Genomic DNA, 17189 nt, shown 5'->3' with positions numbered 1-17189 from the left:
GTAACTGTTTCAGGGAAGTAAACAGGACTTAGGATTTTCACTTTACCTAAATTTCATGAAGTACCTGTATTTTCATAGTTTTCTAGTTATTTTATCTAAATCTTGTAAGTATAAATAACTACAAAAAAACAAAAATTTATCTACAAAGACTACTTGAATCAAAGCTAACTGATGCACTTAGATATTGGAATCTTTTTTTTTAACAAGTTTTTGAGTTTAGCATCTTGTTATATATCAATATTGGTATTACTTGTTTCCTGAGACAAACTCTGATAACCTTATCGGTTCCCTCATTAATTTAGACTCTTTCGACCAGCTAAATATACAGCAGATAGCATGATAATGACAAATAAAAAATGGGCCGTTAAACGCATAACAGTTAATCTCGCAACGCAGGAAGCGGAAAAACTAGAAAAATATTGCCAACAAACAGGTAGACCTGCAACTGATGTGATTCGTGAACTGATTAGAAGTTTACCTGTCTCCGACGACAGCAAAGATACAAACAACTAAGAAGTTAATTTCACAACATTATCCAGAAAATAGCTTTGCCAACAAAAAAATATCTCTGATACTTTTGAGAGTCCGTCGCTATGGACAAAAGTTTGTCTAGATGATACAGACGCGTTTTTATCGCGTCTGGTCATTTACCGGGACTAAAAAAAGTAATCAAAGAAGTTTTAGTATCGATATTGGCAAGCCTTAATATGCTGCTGGAGTTGATATTAAGTAGCAAATTCCGACACCAACCCAGTTACAATCTGTAAAGAAACTGAAAAGGAACGACGGAATGCGTGTTGCAATCGTAGGTGCGGGACTGGCTGGGCTAGCAACCGCAGTAGATTTAGCTGATGCTGGTTGTGAAATAGAGATTTTTGAGTCTCGCCCGTTTGTCGGTGGTAAAGTTGGCAGTTGGGTTGATGGAGATGGCAACCACCTAGAAATGGGGTTGCATGTATTTTTCGGGTGCTACTACCAACTATTTGACTTAATGAAAAAAGTGGGGGTGTTAGAAAACTTACGCCTCAAGGAACATACCCACACTTTTATTAATAAAGGGGGGCGCACTGGTGCTTTGGATTTTCGTTTTATTACAGGTGCGCCTTTCAATGGCTTAAAGGCATTTTTCACAACTTCCCAACTATCGTTGCAGGATAAATTGCAAAATGCGATCGCTTTGGGTACTAGTCCGATAGTTCGCGGATTGGTAGACTTTAATGGGGCGATGAAAACTATCCGCAATTTAGATAAAGTTAGCTTTGCCGATTGGTTTCGCAGTCATGGTGGAAGTAATGGCAGCATCAAGCGGATGTGGAACCCCATTGCTTACGCATTGGGATTTATTGATTGCGAAAATATGTCTGCCCGTTGTATGTTGACCATATTTCAGCTATTTGCAGTTAGAACTGAGGCTTCAGTTTTGCGAATGCTAGAAGGTTCTCCATCTGAATATTTACACAAGCCGATTCTGGAATACCTGGAAGCTAGAGGCACCAAAGTTTACACGCGCCGACAAGTTCGGGAAATTCAGTTTGCTGAGTCAGCCGAACAAACCCGTGTCACAGGTATAGTAGTTGCCCAAGGTGATGCAGTAGAAACGATCGCAGCTGATGCTTATGTTTTTGCCTGTGATGTTCCAGGAATTCAACGCATCCTACCCCACGAGTGGCGTAAGTGGTCAGAATTTGACAATATTTACAAACTGGATGCAGTGCCAGTGGCTACAGTGCAGTTACGCTTTGATGGTTGGGTAACAGAACTGAACGATGGAGAGCAACGCAAACAGCTAAACCATGCGGCTGGAATCGATAATTTACTTTACACAGCCGATGCTGACTTTTCTTGTTTTGCGGATTTGGCGTTGACTAGCCCTGCTGATTATTATCGCCCAGGACAGGGTTCATTGTTACAGCTAGTGCTGACACCGGGAGATCCGTTTATTGCCCAAAGCAATGAAGCGATCGCACAACATGTTCTCAAGCAAGTCCATGAACTGTTTCCCTCGTCGCGGGAGCTAAATATGACTTGGTACAGTGTTGTAAAGCTTGCTCAGTCTCTCTACCGAGAAGCGCCAGGGATGGATGCATACCGTCCCAACCAAAAAACACCAGTAGATAATTTCTTCCTTGCCGGCAGTTATACTCAGCAAGACTACATCGACAGCATGGAAGGTGCTACTATTTCTGGACGGCGGGCGGCAAAAGTGATTTTGGAGAGTTTCAAGAGATAACGAACCGCAAAGAGCGCAAAGAGCGCAAAGGAAGAAGTAGAGATGTCAGACTGGTTAGAGCATACTGTGCAGGTAGAAGTAGAGGCTCCCATAGATTTAGTATGGAGCCTCTGGTCTGATTTGGAGCAAATGCCTCGATGGATGAAGTGGATTGATTCAGTGAAGATTCCGCCAGATAATCCAGATATATCTCTTTGGAAATTAAAAACTGGCAGTCTAGAATTTAATTGGCAATCTCGAATTCTCAAAGTTATTCCTAACCAAATTATCCAATGGGAATCGGTTGATGGTTTGCCGAATCAGGGAGCGATTCGCTTTTACGATCGCCACAATAGTAGCATTGTGAAAATGACTATTTCCTATGCTATCCCCGGCATTCTTGGCAAAATTATGGATAACTTGTTTTTAGGGCGGATAGTTGAATCAACTATTCAAGCTGACTTGGAAAGGTTTAAAGAATACGCGCTGAATGTTAAAGCTAATTGATATTAGATATCGAAAATAGGCAGTAGGAATATTGAGTATTTTATTTCTTACTGCCTAAGAAGAGTTAGGAAATTTACAGCGATTTAGGAGTTATCAGTCCAAGGTCTTTCAACACTAATACCTTCTTTTACTGAGATCAATCCGTCATTCACATCAAGTAAATTCTTGATACTAAGTGATTTATTATCAACTATAAAAGGTATACTAATTACGGTAAAAATTGAGGATAATATTCTTGCTTCTTCAGTTAGGTATCTAAAATCATCAAGTTTATTGATAAAAGTTTTAGCTACAAAACCATCTTTATGTTTGTGCAGTTTTAATCTTTCAGCAGCTGCATAATCATTTATGTCTGAATGATTAGAACCAATAAACCATGTACCATGTATAATATGATTTCGTTCGTCTATTAATTTTTGAAACATCTCTAAAATATTTGTAATAATTCCTAATTCTTCTTGATCAAAAAATCCTGATATATAGATTAAATCTTTAAATTTCTCTTTAAGATGACCAGCTGTTTCTTTATATAGAAAAAGTCGTGCAATATTTTGATTGTTTAAACCATTTTTCTGAAGTAAAAATATAGAAGTTGTTTGAACTGCAAAACATATATGTTCAAATTCAACAACGAATTCTCCTATCGCATGATAAATTTCATTAATTTGATTTTGCTTTTGTTCGTTTGTTTCTACTGTTGGTTCTGGAAGTGGATCACCTACAGCCTCATACGCAATAATTAGAGACTCTAAGGCTTCAATCCCATTTGCCACAGCTAACTCGTAAGTATCTCCATGAGTCCGCCAGCGTTGTCCTGGAAAATCAGGGAATCCTACTAAGAAGCAATCATCTTCATCAGACCACTGAATAATCATTTGGTACTTAAGCTTACTCATCCTTTTCTTTTCCTTCTACTTCCTCAATTGCCTGTTTCACTTCCTTCTCTTGGTAGCGTTTAACATCTGCTCCGTCTTTGCCTTAAATCGTGATTTTTCCACTATAGAGGGGATGCACCCAGTTAGTATGATTTCCTTTTCCTGGGACTTCTGTAAAACCTACTTGGGAAAGCATTTGCTTCAGTTCCCAAATTTTTTTAGGCATTAATTTTCTTAAAAAATGCAATCGCCACAGTAAGAAACAATCGTTCAAAGTTTCCTTGCTGTCTATCCAAAAAATCTAATCATTGATTAGATTTTTGTTTATGCATTGACTTGTTTACTATACTAGCCCTTGTCAATAACAGGGGCGACATTACCAAGTTGGGTCGCTAAACAAATTAATTGTCAATTCCTCGCGTGGCGGTACTCCGCTAATACAAGCGCGAACGATCTCTCCATCCTCTAATTCGACGGTGCAAGCGTGACAAGACCCCATGAGACAACCGGTGGGAATAAATACCCCAGCCCGGTCTGCTACATCTAAGAGGGCTTCTCCCACTTCGGCATCTACTGTGACATCATCTGGTAAAAAACGGACACGAACTATCATCAATGTTACGCATTTAATAGAGTTGTCATTTATCAGTTGTCCTTTGTCCTTTGCAAATGACTAATGACATTTCAAGGAATTTTAGCTTAAGACAAAAACAGGCTTAAGTCTAAATGGCTTTCAACTTCAATGGCTAGAGAGTCTAAAATCTGCTCTCGCTGTTCTCGATAGTTAGCAACACCGGTAGGCAAAGATTTTAAACCCCGCTGTTGACGGAGGCGATTTAACCAAGCGCGTCGCCAAGGGCCATTGTCAAAAAGCCCGTGCAGGTAACTTCCCCAGACTGATTGACAACTATCCACTAACCCTAAATTAATATCATCAAATAGGGCATGGTACGATTGGGGATCTATGCCTTGCTGTTCGATGCGCGATCGCCCTTGATGGATTTCAAAGCCATTAACTGGCAAGCCTTGTTGGGGATAATTTGAGCTAACTTGGCGCTGGCGGGCGATTTTTTGCCCTGTAATAACAGTTCTGATTGGTAAAAGATTTAACCCTTGAAATCTGCCAGCTTGTCCCTCTATCCCTTCGGGGTCGGCGATGATTTGACCGAGCATTTGATAGCCACCGCAGATACCTAAAACCGTTCCCCCAGAAGCAGCATAGTTTTGAATAGCTTCTGCCATACCACTTTTTTGCAGCAGTAGCAAGTCAGCAATTGTGGTCTTTGTACCTGGGATAATCACGGCATCAGGATGTCCTAAATCTTGCTTAGGACTTAAGTATTTAATTGAAACTGTACTTTCTGATTCCAGTGGGTCAAAGTCGGTGAAATTGGCAATTCTTGGTAAGCGGATAACGGCAATGTTGAGGTCAGTTTGGGCTTTATTCGTGGACGATTGACGCTCTAGCAGGTCAAGAGAATCTTCTGCTGGAAACATTTCTTGCAAGTAAGGTATAACACCGATAACGGGGATACCTGTGCGTTCTTCTAACCATTTTATCCCCGGATCTAAGAGCGATCGCTGCCCTCGAAACTTATTAATTACTATACCTTTAATTAAGGCGCGTTCATCTGGTTCCAATAACTCTAGAGTGCCTACCACATGCGCAAAAGCACCACCCCGGTCAATATCAACTACTAACATAGTTGGTGCATTTAAATATTTTGCCACCCGCATATTAGTTAAGTCGCGGTGCTTGAGGTTAATCTCTGCTGGACTACCAGCACCTTCACAAACCACCAAGTCAAATTCTGTTCCTAAATGCTGTAGCGATTCTTCAATTGTCCGCCACCCCAATTCAAAATATTGCTCGTAGTAATCTGAGGCACTCACTTTACCTACAGACCTACCTTTAATAATTACTTGAGAAGTCATATCCCCTTGGGGTTTGAGTAAAATTGGGTTCATTTCTACCCAAGGCACGACTCCCGCAGCCCAAGCTTGCACTGCTTGAGCATAGCCAATTTCTCCACCACTGGCAGTGACATAAGCATTTAAAGCCATATTTTGACCTTTAAAGGGAGCCACTCGCCAACCACGCCGCGACAGAATGCGACAAATAGCTGTAGTTAAAAGTGATTTCCCTGCATGGGATGTTGTCCCCACTACCATAATTGATTTCATAGTTGCTATCACTTAGTTTTTCAAGATACAGAGTTAATTTTTAGGAGCGAACAACAAAGGAGCAGCACTTCGGCTACGCTCAGTTACCGGGGAGATGAGTAAGCAGGGGAGCAGAGGATTAAGTAGTAGCAAGTCTTTCCCCTCTGCACCTCTGCCTCTTGTACCCAATGCCCACTATAACCATCACAACTTGCAGTTAGATGGTTATGGTAAAGACTTCATGAATAGATATGATGTTTCCGTGTATATTGTTCCCTTTGATTCCTTAATCCTAACTCTTGGATTTTTTATTCTAAAAAGGTATCCGTAACCAACGAATCACTGCATCATAGAAACGATCGCGCCATGAAGGAGTACGCCAATTTTTCCCCTGGTATTGTTCTACTAACTGGCGTCCCAAGGGAGTGAGACGAAAACTATCTGTAATTCCCTGACCATCGACTTCTCGGCGCAATACACCTACTTGAATCAACCAGCCCAAAGCGTCATCACAGGCTAATTCTGATAAAGGGCGTTTAGTATAGCCCTGCTTGAGTCCATTTTCCAGAGCGATCGCAGTTACTGATACACTCTGGTGGCCCATCACTTCAAATAAAGATACATTAAAAGGCGAACACACTAGCGATCGCTCGGCTCTTTCTACTGTGCTTTGAGGATAGACAAAAATATTTGGGTTTTGGGAATCAACAACAGCCATTGTGTATTGCTATAAATTTTTTTTCTAACAAAGATTAATTTAAGAATATATTTTTTCTTGTACCGAATACCCGATTAAACCAAAATTAGTTACCTAAAGTGTATTTATCCTATTTTTTAGTAATTATATTTAAACATTATAAATTAATGTAAAATTTCAAGTGCATCAACAATCTGAAACAGGAAAGGTTAATTATGCCTCTAGCAGTTGGTACGGATGCACCTGCATTTACCGCCAAAGATACAAACGGCAACACAGTCTCGCTATCTGATTTTGCCGGAAAGACGGTTGTTTTGTATTTTTACCCCAAAGATGACACGCCAGGCTGCACCAAACAAGCCTGTAGTTTTCGGGATGCCCAGTCTCAATATCAAGGTAAAGATATTGTCATCTTGGGAGTCAGTGCAGATGATGAAGTCTCCCATCAAGCATTCACCCAAAAATATAATTTGAATTTTCCCCTACTGGCTGACAGTGACAAATCCCTAATCAAAGCTTTTGATGTGGATGGCGGCGGTTATGCCAAGCGCGTCACTTACGTAATTGACCCCAGCGGCAAAATTACCCATGTTGACAGTGCTGTAAATACCACCACCCATGCTAGCGATGTTTTAGCTGCACTTGGGCTGATCTGATAATTCAGGATTTTTTCAATAGTCTTAGCCCCAAGCCTCTAGAGGCTTGGGGTTCTTTGTTTGATTCAGTTACCTGATGGTGGTGTAATCAATGGCGGCGCAACTGATGGTTGTGTAACCGTTGGCAAACTGAGGGTTGGTTGCTGTTGTTGACCTTGAATTAGTTTTTGTTGCCTTGCTTTAAAGGCTGCTGCTGCTGAGTTTAGTTCTTCGTTCTGTTGGTTAGAATCCCAGTTGAGAGTGCCGAAGTTTGCTCGATGAATCAGATCGAACATATTGAAATTGTCTGAGTTGGAACGGGCGAAAGGATCGGTATTTTGGTCTGTTGTACTATTGCTGGGGAAAGCATCCGCTGGGCTGCTGACTTGAGCGGAACTTGGTTGAGCCATGAGCAAGGAAGCAAAGCTAATTCCTGCTGCTGTAGCTACAAAGAATCTAGTAATTTGTAAAAATGGTTTTTTCATGGGTTTTGACCCTACCTAAAATTTATCTATTCTATCTTTTTAAGCCAGAGTCCGCCGCAGTTGGGGTTGAATACTCACTAAGGCGACTAGGGCAAAGCCAAACAACACCAGCAATGCTCCCCCAAAGGTAACATCGCCCCAAGGAGCTTGCATCACTACACTACTTAGTTCCCAATTACTGTGGAAATAGAGATAGCGAATTGGTTCAATCGCATAGCTGAGAGGATTCAAAGTAGCCACAATCTGCAACCACTGAGGCATGAAGGATAGAGGTGCTAAAGCTGTACTCGCAAACAATAGTGGTAGGTTAGTGACGAAAATCACTGCAATCAATTCAATGTGTCCGGGTAAAGCAAAAGCTAAACCGAGGGAGATGGCTGTTACACCCAAAGCTAAGAGTAAGACAATTAGAGCGATCGCACTTAAACCCGCTACATCGGGTAGTCCAGCCCCCAAAAATGCCGCTGCTGCTACAATCACCGCTGCTTGCAACAAACTTTGGCTGATGATAAAGATTGCTGAGGCAAAGACAATGGAAAACCGCGATGCTAACGGTGCTACCAGCAAACGATTCAAAAAGCCGAATTCGCGGTCAAACATCACTGGTAAACCAGCATTTAGCGCCCCAGCAAAGGCTGTAAACACAATGATGCCAGCAGCCAAAAATTGACCGTAATTTGTTGTATTGCCAAATATGCCCTTGGGAGCATTTTGGAACAAAGCACCAAATAGCACTAACCACATTACTGGCTGAATAATTCCAGCAACTAAAGACGAGGGACGGCGTTGCAACTGAATAAACAAGCGACGAGTTAAAGCCAACGTCTCTTGTACCAATTCACCGAAAAAGTTAGGTGCAGTATTAGCATCTGCTTGTGGGGATGCTAGCGGCTGCCAATTGATATCAGATTTAGGAGTAACACTCATAGTAATTTTGGATTTTAGATTTTGGATTTTAGATTGGAGATTGGGATTAGGGGAGAGGTGACAGGTGACAGGGAATAATCTGTACCCTGTAACCTGTCACCTATTCCCTTCTTAACTCCCCATTCCCTATCTCATATTCTGCTTCTTCTCAGCTTTGGGATCGCGGGTGGCGACGGCTGCCAGTTCTGCATCCAATAAGGTGCGTCCTGTGGCAGCCAGATAAACGTCATCGAGGCTGGGGCGAGATTGGGCGATGCCAAATATGGGCAAACCCGCAGTATTCAGCGCTTGCTGTATGTTAATGAGAACATCATTTTGAGGTGTTACTACTAAGTTGAGTGAATTACCTTGAGCGCTGTTGATGATAACTTCTTGGACAAAGGGTAAAGGTTTCAGGAGGTTTTTAGCTTTTTCAGCTTCCTCAATGGGGGAAAATTCGCGGATTCGCAAGGTGATGCGATCGCCCCCTACTTGATCTTTCAATTGCGAAGGTGTACCACTGGCAATTACAACGCCGCGATCTATAATTGCCACGCGATCGGCTAAAGCGTCAATTTCTTCTAAATAATGGCTGGTAATTACTACCGTCGTCCCAGAGGCGCGTAATTTTCTGAGGAAATCCCATACCACAAAACGGGTTTCTATGTCAAGTCCTACAGTTGGCTCGTCTAATACCAAAACATCCGGTGCATGGAGCAATCCAGCAGCCAAGTCTAGGCGCTTGCGTAAACCGCCTGAGTAGGTTCCTGTCTTTTTGTTGGCGTATTCTTGCAAACCGAGTAAGTCTAATACCGTTTCAATACGCTGTTTGGCTACTGCGCCTGGAAGGTGATAAAGTGCTGCTTGCAATTGCAGCAGTTCTTTTCCAGTCAACACCTTATCTATAGCGACTTCCTGAGCTACATAGCCTAGTCGTTGTCTTGCAACTCTGGGATTATCTAATACAGAGATGCCAGATACTTCGATTTTGCCAGCATCCGGTGTGGTCAGCGTACACAAAGCACGCAAGGTAGTAGTTTTCCCAGCACCATTGGGGCCAAGTAAACCAAAAATTTCTCCTGGTTCTACCTGAAAGGAAACATCCTGGACGGCAACCACTGTACCGTAGCGCTTTTGCAAATTTTGAATGAAAACGGCGGGAGCCATGACAGCCGATCCCCAACTATACAAATCTCAATAAAGTCTATCTTTATTGTAGAAGGTAGAGAGCAAGGAAATAGCGCATGAGCGAAAATCTGTAAACAAATTCGCGTCATGCGCTATGCTGCCAAAAATTTTTAATTATTCTAAACAAGTTGTTTGATTGCGTTTGTAGCGAAACAAACCAAATACTACAGCAATTAATCCTAAAGCTGAAAGATTTGCAGGCTCTGGAACCTGAACACGAGTGGGAGGCTTAGGCGGATTGTAGTACTTTGTTGGGACATCTGGCAGATCGCCATTAAATAGATAGTTGTGAGACTCACCATTTCCTGTCAAAGAAGCTACCACTACATTGCCGTTAACTTGACCGTTATTGAAATTGAAATTAGCCAAAGGCGCAAGAATACTACCTTGGATGCCAATTCCACTAGCAGTTAAGTTTGTCGCTTCATAGAAGTTGTAGATTACTTTTTGTTTATCTGCGCCAATGATATTAAATCCAAAGTTTTGTAGTGACACATCCTTACCGCTGATATTGACAACGATAGTTGAATTTGCATCCCCTTTAATTTCAAAATAGTTGGTCTTAGAGACAGATGAGCCTGCAAGGTTAAAAACATTGAAAGCAGTACCACTGCCACTAAGGTTAATAGCACCCCAAGGTTGAACTGTTGTATTACCAGTAGGAGTCAAGGTTGCCAAATATTCAGATAACCCTCGAAGTTGTTTCCCAGCTTCATTGAAGTCGATGGGATTACCTTGGCTGAGAGTTCCTTGGGGAAATCCCACATTGCTGGATACATTGGCGCTGCCTCCATAGACAGCATTACCGTGGTAGACTTGACCGTTGCTTAAAGTTAAATTCTGTCCAGCGACTACTACGTTGCCGCTATTACCAGAAAGTTTGCTTCCAAGTCCGCCGACGAAATTTATGTTACCGCCAGCAGCAACTTTTCCTTCGATATCTGTATATTTTTGAGAGATATCTCCCAAAACAAATACATTGTAATCAGAGGCAGCGCCTAACTCAACTGCATTCGCTTTTGCTGAGAAACCCAGCGCTAGAGTGAATACAATCGGAGCTGCTACTTGCCCCCAAATATAATAGGTTTTTGATTTCATCTTATAGTTTAGGAATCATCAAGACGATCCTATGGGTATAAATCAAAGATTGCACTAGTCTACTAGCTATTTTTATTGAAGTTTCACATTGGTATAAATACTGTATATTTTTCCCTAACTCATCTGAAAAACCGCACATTTACTATTGACTTCATCAATTAGACTTTTATGAAGAATTCAATAGTTATAACGTTATTTCACAACTTTCAAACTTTTGAGGCTAATGTCATTGCAACCGCTGATAAATCCCCCCATAGCCTGGATTTGTTGTAGGTATTCAAGGACTAATTTGGTGATGGCTTCTCCCGGCATTAACACAGGAATTCCTGGAGGATAGGGACAAACGATTTCAGCACATATGCGTTTATTGGTTTGTGTCAAAGGTAGTATCTCACTAACAGCAAAAAAAGCTTCACGCGGAGAAAGTTGTAAAGCATAATTTAGTGTTCTGTCTAGATTTAGCCAAACCTGGTTTTTAACAGTCAAGTTGCTTCGTCGATATTCTTTGGCGAGGGAGGTGAAACCTTGCACTAATTGTTCAATATCGGCTGGAGTGTTGCCCAAACTAATAATAAAGGTGAGATGTTGTAGTGAGGCGAATTCAGCAGTAACACCTAATTTTTCATCGAGAATCTCATCTGCTTCAAATCCGGTTAAACCTAAACCAGAAACAGTGACAGTTAGTCGCGTTTTGTCTAAAGTTACAAAGCCGGGAGATCCCCCCAAATGAGGCATTTCCAAAACTGATAATCCAGGAATTTGACTGATTTTGGTTCTCGCTTCTTCAGCAAGTTGCAAAGTGCGAGACATCAGCATTTTTCCGTGGAGTGCCATTTGCTGACGCGCTGCATCTAAAGAAGCTAAAAGTAAATAACTAGGACTGGTAGACTGTACGAGTTGTAAAGCTTTACTGATGCGATCGCAATCTATCCTATTACCTTGAACGTGCAGCATCGATGCCTGTGTCATTGCGCCGAGTACCTTGTGGGTAGATTGTACAGTTAAATCTGCACCTGCGGCTAAAGCTGGAGTAGGTAATTCGGGATGAAAGGCAAAGTGTGCGCCGTGTGCTTCATCTACAAGTAGAGGGATATTGTATTGATGTGTGATATTGGCGATCGCACTCAAATCTCCACAAACGCCGTAATATGTTGGGTAAACTGTCAACACTGCTTTAGCGTCTGGATGTTGTTGGAGTGCAGATGCTACAGCGTTGGGTGTGATGCTGTGGGCAATATCTAAAACTGGATCGTATTCAGGATTGAGAAAAATGGGTATTGCACCAGAGAGAATTAAACCTGCGATCGCAGAAGAATGCACATTGCGAGGCAGAATAATTTTATCGCCTGTGCCACAGGTAGCGAGAATTGCCGCTTCAATTCCACAGGTAGAACCATTGACAAGGAACCATGTTTGCGAAGCACCAAACGCCTCAGCCGCCAGTTGTTGTGCTTCTTGAATAACGCCTTGGGGTGCAAAGAGATTATCTAAATCTGCTAATTCGGTTAAATCAGCGCGAAAGACGGCTTTACCAAGTAAGTCAGCCAAGGGTTGAGAAATTCCCTCACCTAGTTTATGTCCTGGGGTGTAAAAAGGCGCGTGAGGTCTTGCTGCATTAGCTTTTAAGGCATCTAATAAAGGTATTTGGTTTTGATTGAGCATTTTTGGAAAAACGAACCGTTAATGATAAAAATTGAAATCTGTTAGGGCATATTCATAGACCATGAAATTACCCAAAGCTACTGCTAATAATCTTTATCCACGTTTGATTACTGCATTTCTGAAGTTAAATGAAAAAAGTTAAACTTTTGGATACTATTGCCACACTCAAGCCTATTCCCATTGAGAGATTACAATTAGTGGAAGAAAATTATACTTCTATCGAAAGCTTACCCAGCGGACAAGTTGGGACAATTGTAGAAGTGTATGAGCAAGAAGAATATCATTATTTAGTCGAGTTTGCTGATACCCAAGGCTCTGAATATGCAATGGCGACTTTGAGAGCAGATGAAATCTTAGTTTTACATTATGATTTGGCAATTGCCTAAATTTTTATACAGAATACTTATGCTTGCGTTAAAATCCTTAAGTCCTGTGTAGCTGACTAGATGAGGCCCTATCATCAAATCCCAATTTTCGAGTGTGGTGAACCGCTAATAGCGATTCCTTTAGAATTGTTTGCGGTGGAATCTCCCCATCCTTATGAAAAATTAGGTGCGCCTTATGGCGATCGCTCCCCCTATTATCTCCGTCAAAGCGTTATTGAAAATTTGCTCCAAGCGCAAAATTATCTTAATCTTCTGCATCCTAACTGGCATATCCAAATTTTTGATGCCTATCGCCCGATCGCAGTTCAGCAGTTTATGGTAGATTACAGCTTCGCCCAAGCAGTGCAGGATAGAGGACTGACTAAGGTGGAATTATCCCCAAACCAACGCCAAGAAATTTGGGAAGCGGTTTATGCAATTTGGGCTGTACCAAGTTTCGATGAAAAAACTCCCCCTCCTCACAGTACGGGTGCGGCGGTGGATGTAACGCTGGTAGATGATGCAGGGCAAATAGTGAATATGGGTTCGCCGATTGATGAAATGTCAGAGCGATCGCATCCCGATTATTATGCCAATAGCGACGACTCAGAAACGCAAAAGTATCATGCTCATCGTCAACTATTGCGAGATGTAATGTTAAAAGCTGGCTTTCAACGCAATCCTAGAGAGTGGTGGCATTTTTCTGTCGGCGATCAAATGTGGGCTTGGCTGAACAATGAATCTAATCCAGCCAATCCTGTCACAGCACGTTATGGACGGCTTACATAGATGCGTTATCACAAAAGAATTCAGAAGTCAGAAGTCAGAATTCAGAATTGAATTGGAGTCTGACTGGCAGACTTGCTCAATCTAATGCTGAATAAATGGTGAAACTAAATGCTAAATCTTTCTTGCGGAATCCATAAGGAATAAATAAGCGTTCATCCCACACTTTCTTCTTCTGACTACTGAATTCAGACTACTGAATACTTCTTCAAGCATCTTGAGGATTTAACTCTTTTAACTCGTCGGTGGTGTAAGTACCAATGGGAGTCCAAACTAGATAGGGAAGGAGTAACAGCGCCGCCATTAAAGAAATCGGTAAAACGCAGATTGCCAGGACAACGCCTGAAATCAAACCTATCAGCCCAAGAATTTCCCCAGCTTTGAGACTGCGAAACCTGAGCATTATAGGTATGTAAGCGACGGTGATAATTTCCACCAAAAGATACAAAGCCATTAGTAGCCAAGTAATAATGCCTCCGGGATTTTTTTCCCAGACAATATAAGCTGAAGCTGCACCGCAAATAAAAATCACAGTCCAGATGACCGGAATCAGTGGCTCAAAAACTAGCCAGCGAGGGCGACTTAACTTTGCAAACCATTTAACATCACGCGGCGTGATTAAGAAACTCCCAAGGGCGATGAAGAAAGTTACAGCCCCAATTATTATCCAAGATGGAATCATAATGCACTCAAGCTTTGTGTGTTTTGTCAAGTCATACACTGCAAGTGTGACAATTTAGGCTAGATGTTTAATCATTCTCTGGTGCGATTCTTAGGCATCTTGAGGATTGAGACGGATCATCTGCCAAGTGGTATAAGTACCAATGGGACTCCAGAGCAAATAAGGAACTAGTAATAGGGCTGCCCAACCAGAAAAACCTAAGACTGCAAGTATTAATAAAGCACTAATTATCAAACCTGTGCCACCGAGAATTGTGCCCACTTTCAGACTGCGAAGCTTAAACATTACAGGGGTATAGGCAATGGTAACTATTTCTAATAGCAGATATAAACCCATGATTAACCAGGTTGAGGTGCTTCCTGGGTCTTTTTCCCAGACAATATAGGCTGACCAAGCACCGCAAATAAATATTACAGTCCAAATAATCGGAATTGCGCCCTCAAAAGTTAGCCATCTTGGTCGTTGTAAACGCTTGAACCATTGGCGATCGCTAGGCGTAATCACGTTCGCGGCTAAAGCAACCAAGAAAGCTACGCCCCCAATCACCATCCAAGATTTAATCATGCCCGTTAGTCCTTTACAAGCGCTATTTATCGCTTAATATCACTCTTTATAGTGTGATTTTGTCAATTTAATTGCTAATTACTCATCATCCCTGAGTTTGAAACCTTCACATCGTTTGGCTGGATTTTAAATTATGGGCATTGGGAATGGGGCATCGCTACTGTTTTGGAGGCGTTGGCGCAGCCCGCCGCAGGCATCGCTTTATACAACAACTCTATTTTTTAAAAGCAATTGAAGCTTAGGAAAGACACGATGAGGCTGTCGGCGCTATGTTTTGTTCATCCAACTATGAGCTAAAAGAGGCAGAAGGGTAAAACCTTTAAACCTATGTAATTGTTAGTGAACGGAGTTATAGATGTATCTATACTCAGTTTTATTGTTGAGTAATTGGTAGCCTACTATAAAGTATTATCCACATCTCTTGAATCCTCCTGCTGTTCCTCAATTTCCAAATCTAGAGCAAACATCAAAGCTTGTTTGATTTTGAGTAATGTTTTATCTGGCAATTTGCCGAGTTTACGTTCCAGTCTTGCAGCAGGAATTGAACCTAGACCTTGAACATTAGCGACAGAGCCTTGTTGTAAAAACCGCAATGCAGGCAGTTCAACTTCGTATGCGCTACCCCTATTTTGCGTAGTTACTGGTACATACAGAACTAAAGCGCGGGGTGGAGTGGGATCATAGCGAGACACAACGATAACAGGACGCGTCTTGGCTGCAAGTCCTAAATCGACTAGCCACACTTCACCAGGTTTCGGGTTCATCAATCAAATCCAATACTTCTTGTTCAACCACTCTCGAACGAAGAATATCTAGAGCATCCTGGTCTGCCAGTTCAATAATCTCTGCAAGGCATTGTCGCACTTGTTGAGCAATGTCAGGTTGCCATTGACGTAGTTTTGTGTCGAGTTCTTGGACTAAAGCATCCATTTCAAGTTTCCATAACAAAATGTCGTATTTGCTTCTATATTAAGGTATATGCTAGGATTTCCGAGACGACGAAAGTTAGGATCAGATCAACAATTAATAATTCGATTGAACAATAACCTCTAAAGCATACTATTGTACCAATTAAAGGTGCGATCGCTTCCAGAGGTTATTTTTATGGTTGTTGAAAAATCTTTTTAGTTTAATTGAGCGTAATATTCTTCGCAACACCGTTGCTATGTTCAGGCTTGTTTTGACTTAGCGGTAAAGACTCTTGAGAAAGGGATTCTAAAAATTTAACTGCTTTTAGTAAAGATTCTCCCGATAATTCTTCTAGCAGTGTTATTCCTCTTGAGCGAATTTCTTCAGGTGGAGTCATGGGCAACTTGACCTCATTTACATCTAGCTTCAACTGTAATCCAAGTTTTTTGTCCTCCTGTCTTCCTAAAGTCTTATCCTTGCAGGTTTCTCTCTGTTGTAACTCTGAGCTAGTTATGAGCAGGGGAATTGTGGCGATCTCATAATCATCCGGCTGTAATAATATTTTGAATGCCTGAAAACATCGAGTGAGAGAGTATCGATCAACTTTGTTGCTACAGCTAAAAATCTTACACAGGGTATGAGAGTCTAAACCTGTCTGAACACTCAGATTGATGAGTGTAAATCGCTTGTTGCCGTTGTCATTAAATTCTGTTTGTTGTTTTGCAAACTCAAGTTTATGTAATCCTTTAGGAGTAAGGATAACACCACGTATGCGTTGTTTTGGAAGCATAAAAAACAGTTAGATTTGATTTACGCAACACTTTAGGCAAAAAAGAGAGTCAGCCGAGAGGGAAAATCACGACTTACAATGAGCATCCGGTTTTGGCAGATAGTTTTTTTATACAACCCATATAAGGGTGCTTATTATAATATTTCTTCCAAAAGTGGATGCGCCGAAGTTACACTCGCAGTAGTTCAATTTCAGGAATGTTATTCAACAGTAAATTTTTGATAGTTAGAGTATATGGATATCAGATGGAGATTGAACAGAGTATAACGGACAACAATTGTAACTTTAACTACTACACTTTAAAAAATACGTATATTTAATACTATGTAACTAAATTGGCTTTGCTAAGTTTTAGATAATTTTGCCTTCTTTTGAACTAAAAATCAATATTTTACTTTGCCAAAAACTCTTAATTTATCCTGCATTTATGCAACTCCCAATGTTGCTATCTGATTTGCTCAATTTCTCAGTTGTTGAAGAAATTGCTACTGATGATTTAGAGCGACAATTGTAATAATTCTTAAATTACCTGTGCTTAAGTTGGCAAACTTCCATTGCTTTAGAGATATTGCAAAGTGCATTATCTTAACTATTAAAACTCACTATTAATCTATCGGGTATTAATAATGACGTTACTACTTAAAGAGGTAAATCATAAGTACCTGAGC

The 17189-nt window shown here is 41.2% G+C and carries 20 protein-coding genes and 1 pseudogene; 6 read left to right on the top strand and 15 right to left on the bottom strand.

Annotated features, from left to right (window positions below; translation table 11 throughout):
• Positions 1-336: 336 nt before the first annotated feature.
• The 3 genes from ACM0OX_RS11030 to ACM0OX_RS11020 all read left to right on the top strand — a co-directional run bounded on the left by ACM0OX_RS11030 (position 337) and on the right by ACM0OX_RS11020 (position 2716).
• Entirely contained in the window at positions 337-513 is a 177-nt protein-coding gene (locus ACM0OX_RS11030) for a CopG family transcriptional regulator (protein WP_292740687.1), read from the top strand.
• A gap of 277 nt (positions 514-790) precedes the next feature.
• Positions 791-2230, top strand: a complete 1440-nt coding sequence (gene zds, locus ACM0OX_RS11025; protein WP_414514909.1) for a 9,9'-di-cis-zeta-carotene desaturase — start codon at positions 791-793, stop codon at positions 2228-2230.
• Between the two features lie 42 nt (positions 2231-2272).
• Positions 2273-2716: an SRPBCC family protein gene (locus ACM0OX_RS11020; protein WP_322701381.1), complete on the top strand. Its 444-nt coding sequence runs from the start codon at positions 2273-2275 to the stop codon at positions 2714-2716.
• A gap of 692 nt (positions 2717-3408) precedes the next feature.
• Here the strand turns inward: ACM0OX_RS11020 and ACM0OX_RS11015 are convergent.
• The 5 genes and pseudogenes from ACM0OX_RS11015 to ACM0OX_RS10995 form a co-directional block, all read right to left on the bottom strand.
• A pseudogene (locus tag ACM0OX_RS11015) lies at positions 3409-3612 on the bottom strand (type II toxin-antitoxin system HicB family antitoxin); the annotation flags it as partial.
• A gap of 82 nt (positions 3613-3694) precedes the next feature.
• Positions 3695-3817, bottom strand: a complete 123-nt coding sequence (locus ACM0OX_RS11010; RefSeq protein ID WP_414514908.1) for a hypothetical protein — start codon at positions 3815-3817, stop codon at positions 3695-3697.
• A 150-nt stretch (positions 3818-3967) separates the two neighbouring features.
• On the bottom strand, positions 3968-4204 hold the full coding sequence (locus ACM0OX_RS11005; RefSeq protein WP_414514907.1) for a 2Fe-2S iron-sulfur cluster-binding protein: 237 nt from the start codon (positions 4202-4204) through the stop codon (positions 3968-3970).
• A gap of 86 nt (positions 4205-4290) precedes the next feature.
• Positions 4291-5775, bottom strand: coding sequence for a cobyric acid synthase CobQ (cobQ, locus tag ACM0OX_RS11000; protein ID WP_414514906.1), 1485 nt, complete (start codon positions 5773-5775; stop codon positions 4291-4293).
• A 292-nt stretch (positions 5776-6067) separates the two neighbouring features.
• Positions 6068-6472: an Npun_F0494 family protein gene (locus ACM0OX_RS10995; RefSeq protein WP_335007361.1), complete on the bottom strand. Its 405-nt coding sequence runs from the start codon at positions 6470-6472 to the stop codon at positions 6068-6070.
• A gap of 194 nt (positions 6473-6666) precedes the next feature.
• On the opposite strand from ACM0OX_RS10995, the gene ACM0OX_RS10990 reads away from it, so the two are divergent.
• Positions 6667-7107, top strand: a complete 441-nt coding sequence (locus ACM0OX_RS10990; RefSeq protein WP_099101976.1) for a peroxiredoxin — start codon at positions 6667-6669, stop codon at positions 7105-7107.
• Positions 7108-7172: 65 nt separating this feature from the next.
• On the opposite strand, the gene ACM0OX_RS10985 is transcribed toward ACM0OX_RS10990, so the two are convergent.
• The 5 genes from ACM0OX_RS10985 to ACM0OX_RS10965 all read right to left on the bottom strand — a co-directional run bounded on the left by ACM0OX_RS10985 (position 7173) and on the right by ACM0OX_RS10965 (position 12425).
• A complete protein-coding gene (locus ACM0OX_RS10985) occupies positions 7173-7571 on the bottom strand; it encodes a hypothetical protein (protein ID WP_414514905.1) in 399 nt (132 codons plus the stop codon).
• Positions 7572-7610: 39 nt separating this feature from the next.
• The gene (locus ACM0OX_RS10980) at positions 7611-8498 is read right to left on the bottom strand and encodes an ABC transporter permease (RefSeq protein WP_414514904.1); all 888 of its coding nucleotides are present in this window, start codon (positions 8496-8498) and stop codon (positions 7611-7613) included.
• A 126-nt stretch (positions 8499-8624) separates the two neighbouring features.
• Positions 8625-9644 (bottom strand): ATP-binding cassette domain-containing protein, encoded by a 1020-nt coding sequence (locus ACM0OX_RS10975; protein ID WP_094352455.1) that lies wholly within the window; start codon positions 9642-9644, stop codon positions 8625-8627.
• 135 nt (positions 9645-9779) lie between these two features.
• Positions 9780-10763: a choice-of-anchor A family protein gene (locus tag ACM0OX_RS10970; RefSeq protein WP_414514903.1), complete on the bottom strand. Its 984-nt coding sequence runs from the start codon at positions 10761-10763 to the stop codon at positions 9780-9782.
• Positions 10764-10955: 192 nt separating this feature from the next.
• Positions 10956-12425 carry an aminotransferase class I/II-fold pyridoxal phosphate-dependent enzyme gene (locus tag ACM0OX_RS10965; RefSeq protein ID WP_414514902.1) on the bottom strand — a complete coding sequence of 490 codons (1470 nt, stop codon included), beginning with the start codon at positions 12423-12425 and terminating at the stop codon, positions 10956-10958.
• A 128-nt stretch (positions 12426-12553) separates the two neighbouring features.
• On the opposite strand from ACM0OX_RS10965, the gene ACM0OX_RS10960 reads away from it, so the two are divergent.
• Together ACM0OX_RS10960 and ACM0OX_RS10955 are read left to right on the top strand one after the other, a co-directional pair.
• Positions 12554-12811: a DUF4926 domain-containing protein gene (locus ACM0OX_RS10960; RefSeq protein ID WP_414514901.1), complete on the top strand. Its 258-nt coding sequence runs from the start codon at positions 12554-12556 to the stop codon at positions 12809-12811.
• A 60-nt stretch (positions 12812-12871) separates the two neighbouring features.
• The gene (locus ACM0OX_RS10955; protein ID WP_414514900.1) at positions 12872-13579 is read left to right on the top strand and encodes a M15 family metallopeptidase; all 708 of its coding nucleotides are present in this window, start codon (positions 12872-12874) and stop codon (positions 13577-13579) included.
• 205 nt (positions 13580-13784) lie between these two features.
• Here ACM0OX_RS10955 and ACM0OX_RS10950 read toward each other — a convergent pair whose 3' ends face one another.
• The 5 genes from ACM0OX_RS10950 to ACM0OX_RS10930 all read right to left on the bottom strand — a co-directional run bounded on the left by ACM0OX_RS10950 (position 13785) and on the right by ACM0OX_RS10930 (position 16521).
• On the bottom strand, positions 13785-14258 hold the full coding sequence (locus ACM0OX_RS10950; protein WP_414514899.1) for a TspO/MBR family protein: 474 nt from the start codon (positions 14256-14258) through the stop codon (positions 13785-13787).
• 90 nt (positions 14259-14348) lie between these two features.
• Positions 14349-14822 carry a TspO/MBR family protein gene (locus tag ACM0OX_RS10945; protein ID WP_322638266.1) on the bottom strand — a complete coding sequence of 158 codons (474 nt, stop codon included), beginning with the start codon at positions 14820-14822 and terminating at the stop codon, positions 14349-14351.
• 398 nt (positions 14823-15220) lie between these two features.
• Complete coding sequence (locus tag ACM0OX_RS10940) at positions 15221-15586, bottom strand: type II toxin-antitoxin system PemK/MazF family toxin (protein WP_414514898.1); 366 nt, start codon at positions 15584-15586, stop codon at positions 15221-15223.
• Positions 15567-15752, bottom strand: a complete 186-nt coding sequence (locus ACM0OX_RS10935; protein ID WP_229460353.1) for a hypothetical protein — start codon at positions 15750-15752, stop codon at positions 15567-15569. The genes ACM0OX_RS10940 and ACM0OX_RS10935 overlap by 20 nt, the downstream gene beginning before the upstream one ends.
• Positions 15753-15951: 199 nt before the next feature.
• Positions 15952-16521 carry a hypothetical protein gene (locus ACM0OX_RS10930; RefSeq protein ID WP_414514897.1) on the bottom strand — a complete coding sequence of 190 codons (570 nt, stop codon included), beginning with the start codon at positions 16519-16521 and terminating at the stop codon, positions 15952-15954.
• Between the last annotated feature and the right edge of the window lie 668 nt (positions 16522-17189).

The sequence above is a fragment of the Nostoc sp. PCC 9305 genome (assembly GCF_963920915.1).
Lineage (GTDB): Bacteria > Cyanobacteriota > Cyanobacteriia > Cyanobacteriales > Nostocaceae > Nostoc.
This window is presented reverse-complemented; position numbering and strand designations above follow the sequence as displayed.